This window comes from Rhodococcus sp. 24CO, assembly GCF_050586165.1.
Classification (GTDB): Bacteria; Actinomycetota; Actinomycetes; order Mycobacteriales; family Mycobacteriaceae; genus Rhodococcus_F.
Map to the genome: position 1 here is coordinate 243,801 of NZ_JAZFNF010000007.1, position 17,505 is coordinate 261,305.

The 17,505-nt window shown below is 61.6% G+C and carries 14 protein-coding genes and 1 tRNA gene; 9 read left to right on the top strand and 6 right to left on the bottom strand.

The window, feature by feature from the left end:
* Nucleotides 1–88: 88 nt before the first annotated feature.
* Nucleotides 89–1,714, top strand: coding sequence for an acyl-CoA synthetase (locus V2B23_RS18935; RefSeq protein WP_430951757.1), 1,626 nt, complete (start codon nt 89–91; stop codon nt 1,712–1,714).
* A 12-nt stretch (nt 1,715–1,726) separates the two neighbouring features.
* Here the strand turns inward: V2B23_RS18935 and V2B23_RS18940 are convergent, their stop codons facing one another.
* Genes V2B23_RS18940 through V2B23_RS18950 form a run of 3 tightly spaced genes read right to left on the bottom strand, consistent with a single transcriptional unit; the run spans nt 1,727 to nt 5,304 of the window.
* On the bottom strand, nt 1,727–3,076 hold the full coding sequence (locus V2B23_RS18940) for an amidohydrolase family protein (RefSeq protein ID WP_430951758.1): 1,350 nt from the start codon (nt 3,074–3,076) through the stop codon (nt 1,727–1,729).
* Between the two features lie 25 nt (nt 3,077–3,101).
* Nucleotides 3,102–4,079, bottom strand: coding sequence for an isopenicillin N synthase family dioxygenase (locus tag V2B23_RS18945; protein WP_430951759.1), 978 nt, complete (start codon nt 4,077–4,079; stop codon nt 3,102–3,104).
* 19 nt (nt 4,080–4,098) lie between these two features.
* Nucleotides 4,099–5,304: a nitrate ABC transporter substrate-binding protein gene (locus V2B23_RS18950; protein ID WP_430951760.1), complete on the bottom strand. Its 1,206-nt coding sequence runs from the start codon at nt 5,302–5,304 to the stop codon at nt 4,099–4,101.
* Nucleotides 5,305–5,512: 208 nt separating this feature from the next.
* On the opposite strand from V2B23_RS18950, the gene V2B23_RS18955 reads away from it, so the two are divergent.
* Genes V2B23_RS18955 through V2B23_RS18970 form a run of 4 tightly spaced genes read left to right on the top strand, consistent with a single transcriptional unit; the run spans nt 5,513 to nt 8,963 of the window.
* The gene (locus tag V2B23_RS18955) at nt 5,513–6,295 is read left to right on the top strand and encodes an ABC transporter ATP-binding protein (protein WP_430951761.1); all 783 of its coding nucleotides are present in this window, start codon (nt 5,513–5,515) and stop codon (nt 6,293–6,295) included.
* A 56-nt stretch (nt 6,296–6,351) separates the two neighbouring features.
* Nucleotides 6,352–7,155, top strand: coding sequence for an ABC transporter permease (locus V2B23_RS18960; protein ID WP_430951962.1), 804 nt, complete (start codon nt 6,352–6,354; stop codon nt 7,153–7,155).
* A gap of 52 nt (nt 7,156–7,207) precedes the next feature.
* Nucleotides 7,208–8,269, top strand: coding sequence for an isopenicillin N synthase family dioxygenase (locus tag V2B23_RS18965; protein WP_430951762.1), 1,062 nt, complete (start codon nt 7,208–7,210; stop codon nt 8,267–8,269).
* A 49-nt stretch (nt 8,270–8,318) separates the two neighbouring features.
* Nucleotides 8,319–8,963, top strand: a complete 645-nt coding sequence (locus tag V2B23_RS18970; RefSeq protein ID WP_430951763.1) for a GntR family transcriptional regulator — start codon at nt 8,319–8,321, stop codon at nt 8,961–8,963.
* 74 nt (nt 8,964–9,037) lie between these two features.
* Here V2B23_RS18970 and V2B23_RS18975 read toward each other — a convergent pair.
* Nucleotides 9,038–9,111, bottom strand: a tRNA-Met gene (locus V2B23_RS18975).
* A 444-nt stretch (nt 9,112–9,555) separates the two neighbouring features.
* Between V2B23_RS18975 and V2B23_RS18980 the strand changes: the two genes are divergently transcribed.
* Nucleotides 9,556–10,110, top strand: coding sequence for a transglycosylase family protein (locus tag V2B23_RS18980; protein ID WP_430951764.1), 555 nt, complete (start codon nt 9,556–9,558; stop codon nt 10,108–10,110).
* Nucleotides 10,111–10,195: 85 nt separating this feature from the next.
* Here the strand turns inward: V2B23_RS18980 and V2B23_RS18985 are convergent, their stop codons facing one another.
* A complete protein-coding gene (locus V2B23_RS18985; RefSeq protein WP_430951963.1) occupies nt 10,196–13,153 on the bottom strand; it encodes a UPF0182 family protein in 2,958 nt (985 codons plus the stop codon).
* A gap of 147 nt (nt 13,154–13,300) precedes the next feature.
* Between V2B23_RS18985 and V2B23_RS18990 the strand changes: the two genes are divergently transcribed.
* A complete protein-coding gene (locus tag V2B23_RS18990; protein WP_430951765.1) occupies nt 13,301–13,903 on the top strand; it encodes a PPA1309 family protein in 603 nt (200 codons plus the stop codon).
* Between the two features lie 7 nt (nt 13,904–13,910).
* Here V2B23_RS18990 and V2B23_RS18995 read toward each other — a convergent pair whose 3' ends face one another.
* Nucleotides 13,911–14,957: a YlbL family protein gene (locus V2B23_RS18995; RefSeq protein ID WP_430951766.1), complete on the bottom strand. Its 1,047-nt coding sequence runs from the start codon at nt 14,955–14,957 to the stop codon at nt 13,911–13,913.
* Between the two features lie 91 nt (nt 14,958–15,048).
* On the opposite strand from V2B23_RS18995, the gene V2B23_RS19000 reads away from it, so the two are divergent.
* Nucleotides 15,049–16,500 (top strand): zinc-dependent metalloprotease, encoded by a 1,452-nt coding sequence (locus tag V2B23_RS19000; RefSeq protein WP_430951767.1) that lies wholly within the window; start codon nt 15,049–15,051, stop codon nt 16,498–16,500.
* A gap of 109 nt (nt 16,501–16,609) precedes the next feature.
* Complete coding sequence (locus V2B23_RS19005; RefSeq protein WP_430951768.1) at nt 16,610–17,503, top strand: hypothetical protein; 894 nt, start codon at nt 16,610–16,612, stop codon at nt 17,501–17,503.
* Nucleotides 17,504–17,505 lie beyond the last annotated feature (2 nt).

Below are 17,505 nucleotides of genomic sequence, written 5' to 3' on the forward strand. Positions count from 1 at the left end.
ACACGGCACCGAGATCGTCGGTGAAAGTCTCCGGTTTCGATTAGGCTGAGATCCGGTCCTTTCACCGACGCTCGGAAGAGGTTTACCCATGCCCGGATTGGTCACCAAGATCACAGACACCATCGGCGCCGTGGGAGTCATGACGCGAGCGGGACTGATCCCGTTTCCCCGGCTCGACAAGGGTCTGAAATCCATTGCAGCTGTGGACAAGTACGGACCCTTCGCCGGTCCCGTCCACGCGCACGCAGAAAGCGGCCTCGACGCGGTAGCCATCATCGACGAACGTGGACCGATCACGTACGCCGAACTGGAACGCCAGAGCAACGCACTGATACGGGCCTGGCAGGCCGACGGCATCACATCCGATTCCGTGATGGGCGCGATGTGCCGGAACCATCGTGGCCTGGTTCTGACCATGCTCGCGGCAGCCAAGAACGGCACCAAACTTGTCCTCATGAACACAGGATTCGCGCGCCCTCAACTGGTGGACGTCGCGGCCCGTGAAAATGTCGCGGCCTTTGTCTACGACGACGAATTCACCGAAGTCGCCGACGCCCTCCCTGCCACCACAAGGCGATACCGATCCTGGGCGGAGCGCGAAAATACCACCATCCGCACACTCGACGACGTCATTGCGGGCCGAACCACCTCTGCAGTGCCGGCGCCGGAACGCAGTGGTGGGTTTGTCCTTCTGACCAGCGGAACCACCGGAACCCCGAAAGGCGCGCCGCGCAGCCACACCTCGCCGTTGGCGTCGGCGCAATTCCTCGACCGAGTGCCACTTCGCCGCGGGCAGACAATGATGATGGCGGCGCCGGCCTTCCACGGCACCGGTGTCTCCCAGTTCGCGCTCGCCCTCGGTTTGGGACAAACCGTCGTGATGCACCGGAAATTTGATCCCGAGAACACGGTCAAGCTTGTGGCGCAACACAAGTGCGACAGCCTTGTCGTGGTTCCGACCATGCTGACTCGTATCATCGATCTCGGCCCCGAAGTGCTGTCGAAATACGACACCTCACACCTGAAGATCATTTTCTCCGCCGGGTCCTCACTCTCACCCGATCTCTGCAAACGAGTGACGGAGGCATTCGGTTACGTCCTCTACAACCTGTACGGCTCCACCGAAGTAGCCGTCGCCACTGTCGCCACACCCGAAGATCTCACGATCGCGCCGGGCACTGCCGGCCGGGCGCCCGTCACGTGCCACGTCGAACTGTTCGACGACAACAATCAGAAGATCAACTCTCCCCACACGATCGGACGAATTTTCGTGTCGAGCGGCCTCAGCTTCGAGGGGTACACCGACGGCCGTGACAAGGAGCGCATCAACGGACTCCTCTCCACCGGTGACGTCGGGCACTTCGACGCCAACGGTCTGCTGTTTGTCGACGGCCGCGATGACGACATGATCGTCTCCGGCGGCGAAAATGTATATCCCCTCGAAGTGGAGAACCTCCTAGCCGATCATCCGGATGTGCTGGAAGCTGCGGTGATCGGAGTAGAGGACGCGGATTTCGGGCACCGGCTGCGCGCCTTTGTTGTGATCGCCCCCGGTGCAGACAAGGACGCCGAGGATCTCAAATCTCACGTCCGCTCCAACTTGGCGCGATACAAGGTACCCCGTGAAGTCCTGTTCATCGAGGAACTCCCCCGCAACGCAACGGGAAAGCTGTTGCGCCGCGTGCTGATCGAGATGGACGTCGACGAGGTTTAAGACTTCACATACTCACAGCGCCGACAGTGCACTGATCAATTCAGCCTCGTCTACCCGCGTCGAGTGCCCGTCCCGGATGACAACCTCGCCGGCAACCAGAACGGTGTCGACGATCTGCCGGGTGCCGGTCGTGAGAATGGATGCACCCGGGTCGCGCACCGGCAGGCATCCGAAGTCTCTCTCGAACCGAATCATGGTGAGATCAGCAGCATCTCCGACAGACACACCGCCTGATCTCGGCGGCAATCCGAGAGCACTGTTGGCCCCGCCGGTGGCGATATCGATCATGGCCCCAAAACCGAGGAGGTCCGCACGCGCTCGGGTGGCCCGCTGCACGTAGGCACCGGTACGCAAGGTTTCGAGCATGTCCTGCGTATCGTTGCTGGCGGCGCCGTCCACCCCCAGCCCCACTGCGAGGCCGGCTTCCAGGAAACTCGGCACCGGTGCAACCCCGCTACCGAGTCGCATGTTGCTCACCGGGTTGTAGGAGACACCAACTCCCCTCTCTGCCAGCACTTTCTGACCACGATCATCGAGTTCGACGCAGTGAACCGCGAGAACTCGATCCCACAGGAAATCGTTCGCGTCCAGAAAGTCGACCGCACCCATCCCCGTGTGTTCAGTGCACATCATATTGTCGGTCTGCGTCTCCAGCAGGTGTATCGACACGGTCAGTCCGCGCGCCTGCGCAAATTCACGCACCTGCGCCATTCCCTCCGGAGTCAGCGATCGCGGATTCGGCACTGCCACAGCAGCATCGATGCGCGATCCGGCAACGTCTCGCATGATCTGATCGGTGTGATCGAGGACGTCGCCCAATGGCTGTAAAAGCCGCGGATCAAAGCCCCACTTACGCGTCGGGTCCGATCGATCCCCTACCCCGCGCCCCAACAGGGCGCGAATTCCGGTGTCGTGCAATCCTCGGATGACAGCGTCGTGTACCGCACTCGACGGGTGCGGCCACATGTGCTCCATCAATGTGGTGGTGCCGCTCCGCAGGGCCTCCAAGCTGGCCGCAACTGTTGCGGTATATGCCTTTTCCGGGGTGATCAGCACCGATTCCTCGGCGACGGCAAGCAGCCATTCGAGCAGTGGAGTTCCCTCCGCGATACCTCGCATCAGCGACTGCTGGATGTGCGTGTGCGTGTTGACGAATCCGGGAATCAGGTATGCCCCGGATCCGTCAACACTCCCGGGCTTCGGGTCACCACCGTCCGACCTACCGAGAGCCGACGTACCGCGTGACGCCTCGATCGCGGTGACAATGCCGTCTGTCACCACGACGTCTCGACCTTCGAGCCATTGCCTACCGCTGTACACGGTGACGTCGGTGATGGTGATGCTGGCGGGTGCGGTACTCATCGTTTTCTCCGTATCTTCGGTCGGCTCAGCGGGCGAAATTGGCATTCACGCGCTGGTAGAGATAATCCTCGGCGGTGATCGGCGGATACTTCCCGGCCGGACCTTCGATCGTGATGTCGCGGTTGGCCTGCGCGAAGAATGCCAGGCTGTATCGGGGTCCCCGATAGTCGTTCGGGCCTGGGCTCTTGACGCGATGAAAGTTCGACGGCAGCACATCGTCGCTCCATCGCATCAGCATGTCACCGATATTGCAGGTGATCGCTTCCTCGGCGGGTTCCACAGACGTCCATTCCTGAGCCTCCATCTCCTTACCCGGGCACAACTGCAGGCCGCCCTGACCGTCGCGCTGAAAGAGCAAGGTCAGGCAGTCGAAGTCGGTGTGGGCACCGGCCCGCCACATTCCTTGGACGTCGGCGTCGGGAGCGAGCGGGAAATAGTGGAGCAACCGGAGGGTGCTCTGGTAACTGGTTACCGACGGATCGTGCGCTTTCGCAAAGAAGTCCCGCTCGAATCCGAGTTTGTCTGCGAAACACGAGAGCAGGGCCATCGCGACGCCCCAGCACCGTGCCTCGAAATCGAGAATCGTTTCGCGGAAGCCCGCAAGTTCGTCGTCGGTGGGCCACAGGTCACCCATGTGGGGGCGAGTTACCTGGTAGGACTCCTTCTGATCGGGTGTCCCGATCGACGGCCGCACTTGCGACATGCTCTCCCAGCCGGAATTGAATCCCTTCTTCAAGGGATATCGGGCCTTGACCTCACCGGGTAGCGCAAAGAAGTTCTCGGTCGCGGCAAACGCCTTGCGAACTTCTCCGATGTCGATTCCGTGGTTGACAACCTGAAAGAATCCGATATCTGTTGCAGCCGACCATAACTCGTCCGCTATCTCGCTGCGGCGGTTCTCGAAGTCGGAGAGATCGATCCGACGCACTTCGCGGTCGGTTGTTTCGGTACCGAGGCCGCCCATACGGCTCTCACGGCTGAGTTCGGTCATCTCGTACGTCATGATTTTTCTAGTCTCCTGATCAGCGGATTCCGATGGACGGGTCGGTGAACTTGTTGGTGTAGATCTGTTCTGCGGTCAGTGAATCCGGAATCGCTGCACCGCCTGCCACCAGAACGGGCGTCAGGTCGGCGACGTTTCGGGTGACTCGGGCCATGTCATACGTTCCCACTGAACCGTCGGCCTCGTTTGCAATCAAACCTTCGTCCTTCAACATCTGAGCACTGAAGGCAGCCTCGCCCTCGGTGTAGGGACTGAACGAAATATCCTGGGAGACAATATCGACGATCGCGCTATTGGCTGCGGCCGGATCGGTGATGTAGTCGGCGCTCGCTTGCTGGATGATCGGAACCAATTTGGTCAGGCAGGACGAGAGCGATTCTACTTTGTCGGCTCGGACCGACACGTTGGATGCATAGATGTCGAAGCCTGAATCCTTCAGCAGATCAAAGGAAACCGGCTTGTCCCAGGCCGGTGTCTCGTTCTCGTACGTGTACGGTTCGGAATTCGCGAATCCTTGCTGCGCAATGGTCGGGTCGCCGACGAAGCGCGACGGTGCGCCGTCATAACTCGTGTCGAGCTGCGAGGCCTTCAACAACCCCTTCGCAACCAGCCACTGCGGGAACAACTGTTCCTTGGACACCACGACGCTTGCATCGGTCTTGCCGATGTCGGCAACACTCTTCCAATCAGGGTGCGACGCAGGATCCCACATCACGATTGCCGGGCTGTACTTGAGTAGTGGAGTCACCGCCATGACGGGCTGACTCGCCGACGCGGCGATCACCTGGTCACCATGGATCAGACCCAGGGTGATCGAATCATCCACGTACATCTGAGAACTGACGGACTGGAACCCGATCGCCGGGCCACCTGCCCGAAGCGTGAGATCGACGCCGGTATCCTTGCCGCCCGCGACCAGAGTGCCGCTGACCGACTTGTCGTCTGTGTCGACCGTATATCCCGGCCCGAGCATTTCGAACAGCGCGCCCATATCCGACTGCGGCTGCCATTGCAGCTGTACCACAACGTTTTCCGGACATGCGCCAGTCAGTGTCTGTGCCTCCGCAGCCGGTTCGAGCGCCTCCGACGCAACCGCCGTGTCAGCGTCGCTCGAACTGCATGCACTCAATCCGAATGCGGCAAGCAGCGCGAGGGCAATACCGGCAGTTCCCACAGTTGTGCGTTTACTCACTTGGGTTCTCCTCGAATGAAGTGACTCTGACATGCAGATTGGGGATGAGCCAAGTGTGTAGCACTTCGATTACATGCAGATGCCACTTTGTTTCTCGGAGGTTAATCATTCGAGATACCCGATCCACCTGCAATGTCACAATCAATTAACACTGAGAAATCCACACGACATACATGCAATCCAGACTCAAACCCATCAGAACGCAGATATTTTGCATGCATCATACGATCCGGAGGCACGGATGAAACTCGCAAACACGATGCAGGACACCGACGCACGCAGGCTGACCACGTCCATGCAGATGGCCTTCACCGATGTAGTGAAGAAATTCGACACCGGCACGGTGGCACTGGACGGCATCAATCTCGATGTTCGTCGTGGCGACTTCGTGGCCGTGGTCGGCCCGTCCGGCTGCGGAAAGTCGACACTACTGCGCATGGCCGCCGGCCTCGAGCGTCCCACCAGCGGATCCGTTGCCCTCGACACCGAATCGGTCGGCTTCATCTTCCAGGAGGCGACGCTGTTACCCTGGCGAACAGTGCAATCCAATGTCGAGTTGTCGGCCGAGTTGGGCGGCGCGCCCAAAACCCTCCGTCGTGAACGCGCCACCGAAGCCATCAACGCTGTCGGCCTGCGAGACTTTTCGGGGCAATTGCCCAATGCACTGTCCGGCGGTATGAAGATGCGAGTGTCTCTCGCTCGGGCTCTGACCTTGGCTCCGGAGGTCATGCTCCTGGACGAGCCTTTCGGCGCTCTCGACGAAATGACCCGCCTCGACATGCAGGTCGAACTTCAACGGTTGTACGCGGACAAGGGATTCACCGCTATGTTCATCACACATTCGGTGTCCGAGGCGGTGTATCTCGCCAACAAGGTTGTCATCATGACCGCGCGACCTGGTCGCATCCATTCGGTCGTCGACATCGACTTCGATTACCCACGCAGCCCGGACCTGCGGTACGACGCCCGTTTCACCGAATACGTCGCCGAAATTTCGGCCAGTCTGCACGGGAGCCTCCGATGACCGAAGCACTCACCCTTCGCCGAGAAGCAGTAAGCGCCACAGCAACTTCCCTACCCATGCAGCTTTGGAAGCCACGGCTGAAGAAAATCGGGAGCACGATCGCGTTTCCGTTTCTCTCGTTGGCCGGCGCCCTCGCGCTCTGGTCGATAGTGAGCAACCTCGTCCTCTCACCCGAACGCCAGTTCATGCTGCCGCCGCCGAGTCGAGTGCTCACGCAGTCGCTACTCGACTGGAAACACTTGGGTCCGATGCTCGAAGCGCTGGCCGTCACCGCGCAGGTCGCTGCGGTGGGCTTTGTCGTCGCCGTTGTCATCGGCGTGGGAACGGGCGTGCTGATGAGTCAGGCCAAATGGATCGAGCGGATCGTCTACCCGTATGCCGTTGTGCTTCAGGTCATTCCCATTCTCGCGATAGTCCCACTGATCGGCTTGTGGTTCGGCTACGGCATGACTGCCCGCACCTTGGTGTGCGTACTGATCGCGGCGTTCCCCATCATTACCAACACCCACTTCGGTTTGCAGTCCGTGGACCGTGGACTGCACGAACTCTTCACCCTCGGACGCGCATCACGCTGGGATCGGCTGGTGAAACTCGAACTGCGTGCGGCGATGCCTGCCATTCTCACCGGCATCCGCACCGCGTCGGGACTTGTTGTCGTCGGCGCCATTATCGGCGACATGTTCTTCGCAAAGGGACAACCCGGCATCGGCACCCTTCTGGACGTCTACCGCAGCCGACTTCAGTCCGAGGATCTGATCGGCGCGATCGTCATTGCATCGCTGTTCGGCGTCCTGGTCTTCTCCGCTTTCGGCTACCTCTCCCGCATTCTGGTCGGCAAGTGGCACACGTCAGGCCGCTGATCGACCCACTCCCCCTGAAAAGAAGCTACTGGCATGAAAAGGACCTACTGACATGAGCTTCGAGATTCCCACCATCGACATCAGCCCTTACGTCATCAGCCCCTACGTCGCGAACTCGGCGGACGAGCGCGATGACGCTGCCCGCACCGCCGTCGCTACCGACCTGGATCGAGCTTGCCGCGAAGTCGGCTTCATTCAGATTGTGGGACATGGAATTCCGCGCGAATCGATCGACGGGCTGACGTGCGCGCTGGACGAGTTCTTCAACCTGCCCCTGGATGTGAAGAAGACGTACGCTCGCTCGTCGTCCGAGAACCGCGGATACTCGCCGCCGAAGTCGGAGTCGTTGAGCATGAGCCTGGGTGTCGCGTCCGCAAATATGATGAACGATTTCTACGAAGCCGTTGTCGTCGGAACCGAGGCTGCCGACTACCCGGACCTCGACCTCCCCGAATCCAGTTACGCCGCCAACACCTGGCCGGATGCGGCACCCGGATTTCGACCTGCCGTCGAGCAATACTTCTCCCACGCACAGACTTTGGCCGCAGTCCTGATGCGCGCGTTCACCGATGCACTGGGTTTGGAGCAAGGATATTTCGACTCCATGCTCGACCACTCGATCAATGCGCTGAAAATGAACAACTACGCACTCCCCGAATACGAGATCGCTGTACCCGGCGAAATGACCGGCATGGGCGCTCACACCGACTTCGGGATTCTGACCATCCTCTGGGCAGATCAGGTGCCCGGCCTTCAGATCCTGGGTGCCGACAATCTCTGGCATGACGCCCAACCAGCGGACAACGCGCTGCTGATCAATCTCGGCGACGCGATGGCTCGCTGGACCAACGACCGCTGGCGGTCCACGATTCACCGCGTCGATCCACCGATCGTCGACGGTCGGATCATCAGACGACGTTCTGCCGCATTCTTTTTCGACGGAAACCACGACGCCGTCATCGAGGCGCTACCGGGAACGCTGCAGCCCGGCGAGGTCGGCTATCCGCCGATCACCATTGCCGAGAACATCGCGGCGAAGGTCGCAGGATTGAAAGGTGGACGCGCCCCCGGTGGGGACTTGAGAGAAGCCGAACGAGTACGCGCGGCCGGGTAATGTCGACGATGTGCAAGGGGACCTCGAATTCCATGACCAACAAGAAATCATGACCACAACCGAACGTGCACCGCTGACCGAATCAGTGCACGAGACTCTGCGCGAGCTCATCTTCTCCGGCGAACTCGCCCCGGGCGCGCCGCTCAGTGTCCCCGCACTCGCATCCAAGCTGAATGTCAGTAGAACGCCGGTTCGCGAGGCGGTTCAGCAATTGATCTACGAGGGCATCGCGGTGCACACCCGCAACGCCGGCGCGAAGGTCGAATCACTCGATGCGGACTCACTGCGCGCAGTGTTCGAGGTCCGGGAGGTCCTGGACGGTCTCGCGGCTTTCAGCGCCACAACCCGGGCCACTCACGACATCGTCGCCCAACTGAACAAAATGGTCGAGGAACAACGTGAATTGTTGGGCACCGCACCGGATCGGCGGCGCGATTCCGCGCTGGACCTCGATTTCCACAATCTGATTCGGGAGACAGCGGCCAACGACCCACTCAGAGAGGCCCTGCACCGCCTGGACGGCCAATCACATCTGTTTCGGACGGACATGTGGGGTTCGGATCTGAACCGGCGTCTCGCTGTAGCCGAACATGCCCGGATCGCCTCGGCCATCGAGACCGGTGACGCCGTCGGTGCCCGGGCCGCTGCGAGCGCTCATGTCGCCGGACTACTCGTACGTACGACGCGCTGCTGACCTACACACACCGAACACAACCTGACAAAAAAGAACCGCCGCACTGGATTCCAGTGCGGCGGTTCTTTCTTTAGTAGCGGGGACAGGATTTGAACCTGCGACCTCTGGGTTATGAGCCCAGCGAGCTACCGAGCTGCTCCACCCCGCGATGCATGGATAAAACTACACGAGCCGGTGAACAGAATGCAAATCGCCTGCGCCAGAGTCACATCCGAGCCCCGAACAATGATTTTCGGTGACCGGCCTCACAATTTTCCCGTGACCATCAACACATAACAGACATGTAACGGAGACGCCTCGAATCCGCATCGCCGGGATCTGACCTGGCGATTGTCCGGATTTCGCGGACCGATACCGAACAGTCAGCTCGTAAAACTGTGAAGTGAACCTTGAAAGCAACTCCCGTACGGTCGATCCCGGCCCGAATCAACCGGGCGAACGCCGACCCGCCGCTGCTTGACTCTGCCCCGCGGGATCGGAACCCCCGAAACCTTCGAGGGGCAGAGACACGGAGAGACAAGCGCCCGGGACGAAAGCACCACCTCGACCCGCAGGCCCGCCGTTGTCAGCGAGCGCGGAGAGGATTTACCCCATGTCTTACACCAGCATCAGCAAGCGTGCAGTAGGCACATTGGCCGTAGCCGGCGCCCTCGTTGCAGTACCCCTCACCATCTCCACCGGCACCGCATCCGCAGCCACCCACAACTGGGACGGCGTCGCGGCGTGCGAGAGCGGCGGAAACTGGAACATCAACACCGGCAACGGCTACTACGGCGGCCTTCAGTTCTCGCAGAGCACCTGGACCGCCAACGGCGGCTCCGGCTCCCCCGCAAACGCGTCGAAGGAAGAGCAGATCCGCGTTGCCGAGAACACCCTGCAGTCCCAGGGCCCGGGCGCATGGCCCAGCTGCGGCAGGCACCTGACCGTCGCATCCGAGGAGCAGGCTCCGGCGCCCGCACCGGTCGCCGAAGAAGCACCGGCCGTCGTCGAAGCACCCATCGCTGCATTCCAGATCCCGGCCGAGTTCAAGCCCGCCGCACAGCAGGGCTACGACTCCGCTCGCGCACTTGCCGACCAGTACGGTTTCGGCGCGCAGTTCCAGCAGCTCGCCGACACCAACCCGCAGGTGCTCGCAGCACTGCGCTGATACCGGCGCACACGCACAACGCACAAACTCGAAGGCCCACCATCCGATTTGGATGGTGGGCCTTCGAGTTCTGCCATGAAAACCCTTACTTCGGCAGCGCCTGGTAGGCGTCAACTGCCTTCTGCAGACGATCCAACGCCGCACCGTACGCAGCGAAGTCGCCGCTCTGCTGGGTGGATCGCAGATTTGTCAGTGCTGCATCGAGTTCCGCGACAACCGCCGCGGTGTCGGTCGGAGCCGGGGCAGGGACGCCAGGCGTCGGATTGGTTTCCGTGCTGGTATCCGGAGTCGGAGCGGTCTCGGCCGTTCCGCCTGGAGCCGTTGCCACACCGGCAGCACCGCCGTTGTCGAAGATCTGACCGAGAGCCTCGGCCAGCGTCGACGCGTAGCCGACCCGAACACGTCCGGACACACCCGGTTCCTGGTAACTGGCCAGGACACGAGAGAGCTGCGGGAACGATGTACTGGCGTTACTGCGTTCGGTGTACATCGGTTCGACGTAGAGAATGCCGCCCTTTGCGATCGGCAACGCCAACTGGTTGCCGTATCGAATGGTGTTCGTTCGCTCGAGGATCGATTTCTCCGAACCCACTCGCGGATCGGAGATCATCGAGTTCTGAGCCTGCGACGGACCCTGCGTCTGTTTGTCCGTCGGCAACTGCAGGACGGTGATCTTGCCGTAGTTCTTCGGATCCGAATCCACCGAAATGTGGGCGGAGAGGAACTCGCGACGGAAGCCGACCATCGGGCTGATGAGTCGGAACGCCGGCTCACCGGTCTCCTGATCGCCGACCATCACGTAGAACGGCGGTTCGTTCTGGTTGGAACCTTCGACCGTCGGCTCATTGGGTACCGACCAGAACGCGTTGTTGGTGAAGAACTCGGTCGGGTTGTCGACGTGGTACTTCGCCAACATCTCGCGCTGGACCTTGAACAGATCCTCCGGGTAGCGGAAGTGCGCACGCAGGTCGTCGGAAATTGCACTCTGCGGCTGGACCGTGTTCGGGAACACACCCTTCCAGGCATTGAGGACGGGATCGTTGTCATCGACCTGGTACAGCGTGACCGTGCCGTCGTAGGCGTCGACGGTGGCCTTCACCGAGTTACGGATGTACGACACCTCCTTCTTGGGAAGGAGTCGGCCGGTGGTGGCGTCGACACTGTCGGCCACCAAGCCCTCGAGCGAACTGCGCTGCGCGTACGGGTAGTTCTCGAGCGTTGTGTACGCGTCGACGATCCAGACGATCTTGCCGTCCACGGCAGCCGGGTAGGCGTCGCCGTCCATGGTCAGCCACGGAGCAACCTGGCCGACGCGATCGCGCGGGTCACGGTTGTAGATGATCTTGGAATCGGAGCCGACCGCACCGGAGAACAGGATGTTGCGCTCGGTGTACTTGGCGGCAAACGCCAACCGGTTGAACCAGTTTCCGATATCGACACCACCGGATCCGGTGTACGTGTACTTGGTCTGCTCGGTGTCGTACTCACGCGGTTCGGAGCCGCTCGAACCGCCGACAATCGCATAGTCCGAGGTGCCCTGAGCGATGACCTCGCCGTAGTAGACGCGCGGTTGGTCGACCGGAATGACCTGCGTTCCCGCGGCCAACGACGCGATGTCACTGACCGTATAGATCGGGTAACCCGCGTTGTTGTTGGCTGCTTCCTTGGTCGGATCGAGGACCGGAGCGGTGATCCTGTTGGCCGGCGCTGCCACCAAGCCGTCGCCGTGCGTGTAGACGGTGTGCTTGTTGATCCAGTCCGTCTGGTTGCCCTGCAGGTTGTTGGGCGAGAGTTCACGCGCCGCAACGATGTAGTCCTGCATTTCGCCCGCGACCTCGTAGCGGTCGATATCGAGCGACGGCGGGAATCCGTAGAAGTTCTGACGCTGCTGCTGCTGCGTGAACGTGGGCGACAGAATGTTGGGATCGAGCAAGCGCGCGTTTGCAATGGTCGTGACGTCGGCCGGAACATCGCGCGGAATTGCGGTGCCGTCACCCGAGTACGGCTCATACGTCACCTTGTCGTCGGTGATGCCGTACGCCTGCCTCGTGGCGGCGATGTTCCGCTCGATGTACGCGCTTTCCTTGTCTGCGGCGTTCGGCTTGACCGAGAACTGCTCGACGATCATCGGCCACACTGCGCCGACCAACACCGACGACAGCACGAGCAGAGCGACAGCCATCGCCGGAATGCGGAGGTCCCGCGTGAAGATGGCCGCGAAGAACGCCAGCGCGCAGATCACTGCAATGGACAGCAGGATCAGCTTGGCCGGCAGCACCGCGTTGATGTCGGTGTAACCGGGGCCGGTGAACGTGGGTTCCTTGCGATCGCTCGAGAGCAGCGAGTACCGGTCGAACCAGTACGCAACTGCCTTGAGCAGAACGAAAGTTCCTGCCAATACGGCCAACTGGATGCGAGCAGCCGTCGTGAACGTTCCCGCACGACCGGCAAGTTTGATGCCGCCGAAGATGTAGTGCGTGAGAAGGTTCGCTACGAAGGCGAGGAGAACCGCGACAAACAGCCAGTTCAGCACGAAGCGGTAGAACGGCAGATCGAACGTGTAGAAACCGACGTCGAGGTTGAACTGCGGATCGGAGATCCCGAACGAACCACCGTTGAAGAACAACTGGACCGTGACCCAGTTGGCCTGCGCGATCAGTCCGGACAGCAGTCCGATTGCGATCGGGATGATCACACCGAACAGACGCAGACGCGACATGACGGTGGTGCGGTAGCGCGCGATCGGATCATTCGGACCGGACACCGGAACGAAAACCGGACGCGAGCGGTACGCAAGCATCATCGCCAACCACACGATGGCACCGACCACAACGCCCACGACGAGGAAGAGCAGCGTGCGGGTGAGCAGAACCTTGGTGAAAACGCCTCGGAAATTGACTTCGCCGAACCACAGCCAATCGGTGTACATGCCGATCAGCCGCGGACCGATCAGCAGGAGTACCGCAACAATTACGGCTACCCCCAACAGGATTCGACTGCGTCTGGACAGAGAGGGTATACCTGCGGGGGGCCGCATGCCCACGTGCCACGCTCCAAGATTCGGCGACGCCGAGGCGCCGCAACCGAGTGCATCGATCAGTGCAGCCATGCCCGAGTGGACTTGGCCGTTTCGGACCACTCTACGTAACAACAGTCACGGCATGACAACACGAGGTGCAAGGATGAACGGGTGAGTGAAGAAAATCCGAACAGGTCACCGAAGGCTCTTGCCCGGTGCGTTCATGAAGTTGTCGACCACATCGACGCCGAAGGCTGGGATCAGCCACCCAAGTTGTATGCCCTGGTACCCACCGAGCTGCTTGCCGCAGCCGAACCTGGCCTGCTCGACCAACTCGAGGACGGGGCCGAATACACCCCGATCGAACAGGAGCCACTCCCCGACGACATCATCGGCGGATCACGCGCACTCGACGAGTTCCTGGCCACGACCAACTGGCCCGACTCCGTCGAGGGTTGCATCCTCGTGCAGGAAATCGTGGTTCTGCCGCCCGCTGCGGAATCCGATCTCGACCATGCCGTCGAGCCGGTCCTGACCGACGAACACGCGGCTGACGAAATTGCCCGACTGACGGCCGACGCGCACCCGGACCGACGAGCGGCACGCCTGTTTGTCGGCGTCCTCCGCGACGGGCCGTCGCTGTCGCTGTTGCAGATGCGCCCGGACGAGGACGCAGATCCCTACGCCGAGCCGGCGCTTCTGACATACGACGGTTTGGCTCCTCACCTCGTTCACGCGTTGTACGCGACGCTGGACGAGATCGAAGAGGACTAGTAGAGGACTAGCAGCTGGGTGCTTCGCCGCCCGAGTTGAGGCTGTCGAGTGCGTCCACCGCGCCGGACAGGTTGTCGACCTTCACCAGTCGAAGACCGTCCGGCGCGTTCTGTTTTGCCTCGTCGCAGTTCTGCGCGGGGACGAGGAACGTCGAAGCGCCGGCTTCGGCGGCGGCGATGAGCTTGAAGCGGATTCCTCCGATTGGCCCCACTTGGCCGTCCGAATCGATGGTTCCGGTTCCCGCGACGAACTGGCCACCGTTGAGTTCACCCGGCGTCAGCTTGTCCAACAGCGCGAGAGTAAACATCAGGCCGGCTGAAGGTCCACCGATATCGGCAAGGTTGAACGTCACGTCGAACGGAACGTCGGGAACCTCTTCCGGCGTGATGCCGAGGTATCCGAGTTCGGGTTGGTTGGGCCGGGCTCCGACAGTTACGGGCACTGTCGTTTCGGCTCCGCCGCGAATCACGGTGACCGGCACCTGCGTGCCCGGCGCTATCGCCGCAACGGTTTCTTGCACCGCACCGACAGTGTCGACGGGGGTGTCACCGATCTTCACCAGCGTGTCACCTTCGGCCAATGCACCACTGGCGGGACCGTCGGGAGTGACCTTGGTGACGGTCAACGCGACTGGCTTGCCCAGGAAGTTGAGTGCCGCGAGTTCCGCGCTGTTCTCGGACTGCTGGAAGTCAGCTGTGTTGGCCTGCTGAATTTCTTCCTTCGTCTTGCTCGGCGGATACACCTCGGCGCGGGGAACCAATCCGTGGTCACCGCTGGCCCAAAGACCGAAAGCCTCGAACAGGTTGAGCCCGTCACGAACGGAGACTGTGGTCATATTGAGGTTGCCGGTTGTCGGATCGAGTTCGGTGCCCTCGATGTCGACCACGGATTTCGTGACCTGCTTGCCGTCGACGGTGGTGTCGACTGTGCCCAGCGTGTTGAACGTCGGTCCCGGACCCAGCGCGACGTACGGAACGGTGACGAGGGATCCGACGATGCCCAAGACGACGATGGGAGCTAGGGCGGCCAGGAGAGTCACGATCCGTCGATTCACCTTGTCCAGGGTAGAGCCATCGCCTCCACTGTTCGCCATCAGCGTGACAGCGCGCATTACTCGAGGCCTCCAACCCTTGTACCGTTGAGCTATGAGCAACATGCCGTTCGGCTTCTCCAACTCCGACGACGATCCCGACCGCGACAAGAACGCGGCCGGTGGCAATCCGTTCGGGGGTGGTGACATGCCGTTCGGGTTCGGCGCGGGCGGTGAAGGTTTCGACCCCGCACAACTCGGGCAGATGCTGACGCAATTCGGCCAGATGCTCAGCGGCATGGGTTCCTCGATGGGCTCCGGCGGGTCGGGTCCTGTCAATTACGACGTCGCGAAGAAACTCGCACGCCAGCAGATCGGTTCTGTCACGCCGATCACCGAGGGCAACGTCAAGGCCGTCGCCGACGCGGCCCATCTTGCGGAACTGTGGCTGGACGCTGCAACGACGCTTCCAGCCGGCGCCACCAGAACCGTTGCGTGGACGGCCAACGACTGGCTCGACAACACGATCGACACCTGGAAGCGACTGTGCGATCCGGTTGCCGAGAAGGTCTCGGGCATGTGGGCTCAGGGCTTACCTCCCGAGGCCGCTCAGATGGCCGGCCCGATGATGGGGATGCTCACGCAGATGGGCGGACTCGCGTTCGGTTCACAGCTCGGCCAGGCTCTCGGCCAGTTGTCCAAGGAAGTGTTGTCCTCCACCGACATCGGACTCCCCCTCGGCCCGGCAGGGACTGCCGCTCTTCTTCCCGCGGCCGTTCAGTCGTTCAGTGACGGACTCGAACAGCCCAATCAGGAAATCCTGGTGTTCCTCGCCGCACGTGAGGCTGCTCACCATCGCCTGTACAGCCATGTGCCGTGGTTGCGTCAGCGAGTGCTCTCCACCGTCGAGGAATATGCCCGCGGGATCACCATGGACTTCTCGGCAATGGAGGAGTTCGCCAAGGATCTCGACCCGTCGGCTCTGGCCGATCCGGCCAAGTTGGAAGCCCTCATGCAACAGGGCACCTTCGAACCGCAGACCACCCCGGAGCAGAAGGCCGCTCTCGAGCGCCTCGAAACATTGCTGGCTCTGGTCGAAGGCTGGGTGGAGACGGTGGTCACTGCCGGACTCGGAGAACGCCTACCTGGTGTTGCCGCGATGAGCGAGACGCTTCGCCGTCGACGCGCCACGGGTGGACCGGCAGAGCAGACCTTCGCAACGCTCGTCGGTCTCGAACTGCGTCCGCGCAAGGTCCGCGAAGCCGCAACACTGTGGCAGCGCTTGACCGCCGAAGCCGGAATGGAAGGCCGCGACGGCATCTGGTCGCACCCGGATCTGCTGCCTGATTCCAGCGACCTCGATGCCCCGACCTCGTTCATCGAACGTGTCACCGGTGGCGGCGAGTCCGGCAACTTCGACGATCCGATGGCTCAGCTCGAGGCTCAGCTGGCCAAGGAACGGGCCGCCGAGGAAGCCATGGACAAAACAAAAACAGACAAGACGAAAACAGACAAGACACAATCAGACGAGACAAAGTCGGACAAGCCGACTGAGGACGACAAGTAAACCGAAAAGTTGCGATCCACGGCGAAATGCAAGGTCAGCGCTTCGAAAGCCTGTGGATAACTACGATTTTCGCAGTCCGGCGAGCGCAGCTCACTGTCACTATCGGTGAATGAGCACACCGAACACCACACGATCCGTGGGTCCCGAATGGGATCCACGGATCGTTGTTCTTCTGCGCCCGGACGGCCGGCTTCAACTCGGATGGCGCCCGGGGAAAGCTGTGGTCCTTACTCCCCCTGACGGAGTCGACGGCAGAGACCTGCAGGCCCTGCTCCGCATGATGGACGGACGCACGAGTATCGCGACCATCATGTGGACTGCGACGGGGCGCGGTATCAGTGCCGCAGTGATGACCGAGCTGCTCGCCGAACTCACCGCGGGCGGATACTTGCGGGCAAATCGGGGCGAGCGCGCCGGCACAGGATCGATTCGCGTCCACGGGCAAGGCCCGCTGTCCGACTCCATCACCCAGGCTCTGCGTCACGGCAGCTCTTCCGTCCATCGCTCGCACGGCTACCGAAGCAGCCACGTCGTTGCCGGGTGGCGGAATGCACTTGTTGTCCTGACCGACGACGTGGTCACCGATCCTCGTCTGTGTGCCGACCTCGTCCGGCACGGCATACCCCACCTTGCCGTTCACCTGCGCGACGGCTGCGGCGTCGTCGGGCCGTTGGTACTGCCCGGGCACTCGAGTTGTCTGCGATGTGCCGACATCACCCGGGCTGCCCATGATCCGGACTGGCTGCACTTGGCGGCGCAGTTGCTCGGTAGCGCCGGTTACGCCGATCCCGCGATGATTCATGCGACCACCGCGCTCGCTCTGTCCGAGATCGAGTCCGCGATTACTGCGTCCGAAGCGACCGCGCCGGTCAGCTTGTTCTCTACCCTCGAGATCGATCTTGTCCCGTATCGCATCTCGACACGTCGCTGGCCTCGACAAACGTCGTGCAGTTGTCATTACCTCGCACCCGTGACGGGCGCCGGTGGCATCCGTCAGACATGATG

Bases quoted from the DNA above. Each gene is read 5' to 3' on its own strand.
- V2B23_RS18965 (WP_430951762.1), top strand. From the start codon at position 7,208: ATGAGCTTCGAGATTCCCACCATCGACATCAGCCCTTACGTCATCAGC.
- V2B23_RS18935 (WP_430951757.1), top strand. From the start codon at position 89: ATGCCCGGATTGGTCACCAAGATCACAGACACCATCGGCGCCGTGGGA.
- V2B23_RS18940 (WP_430951758.1), bottom strand. From the start codon at position 3,076: ATGAGTACCGCACCCGCCAGCATCACCATCACCGACGTCACCGTGTAC.
- V2B23_RS18980 (WP_430951764.1), top strand. From the start codon at position 9,556: ATGTCTTACACCAGCATCAGCAAGCGTGCAGTAGGCACATTGGCCGTA.
- V2B23_RS19000 (WP_430951767.1), top strand. From the start codon at position 15,049: ATGAGCAACATGCCGTTCGGCTTCTCCAACTCCGACGACGATCCCGAC.
- V2B23_RS18950 (WP_430951760.1), bottom strand. From the start codon at position 5,304: ATGTCAGAGTCACTTCATTCGAGGAGAACCCAAGTGAGTAAACGCACA.
- V2B23_RS18945 (WP_430951759.1), bottom strand. From the start codon at position 4,079: ATGACGTACGAGATGACCGAACTCAGCCGTGAGAGCCGTATGGGCGGC.
- V2B23_RS18955 (WP_430951761.1), top strand. From the start codon at position 5,513: ATGAAACTCGCAAACACGATGCAGGACACCGACGCACGCAGGCTGACC.
- V2B23_RS19005 (WP_430951768.1), top strand. From the start codon at position 16,610: ATGAGCACACCGAACACCACACGATCCGTGGGTCCCGAATGGGATCCA.
- V2B23_RS18960 (WP_430951962.1), top strand. From the start codon at position 6,352: ATGCAGCTTTGGAAGCCACGGCTGAAGAAAATCGGGAGCACGATCGCG.
- V2B23_RS18970 (WP_430951763.1), top strand. From the start codon at position 8,319: ATGACCACAACCGAACGTGCACCGCTGACCGAATCAGTGCACGAGACT.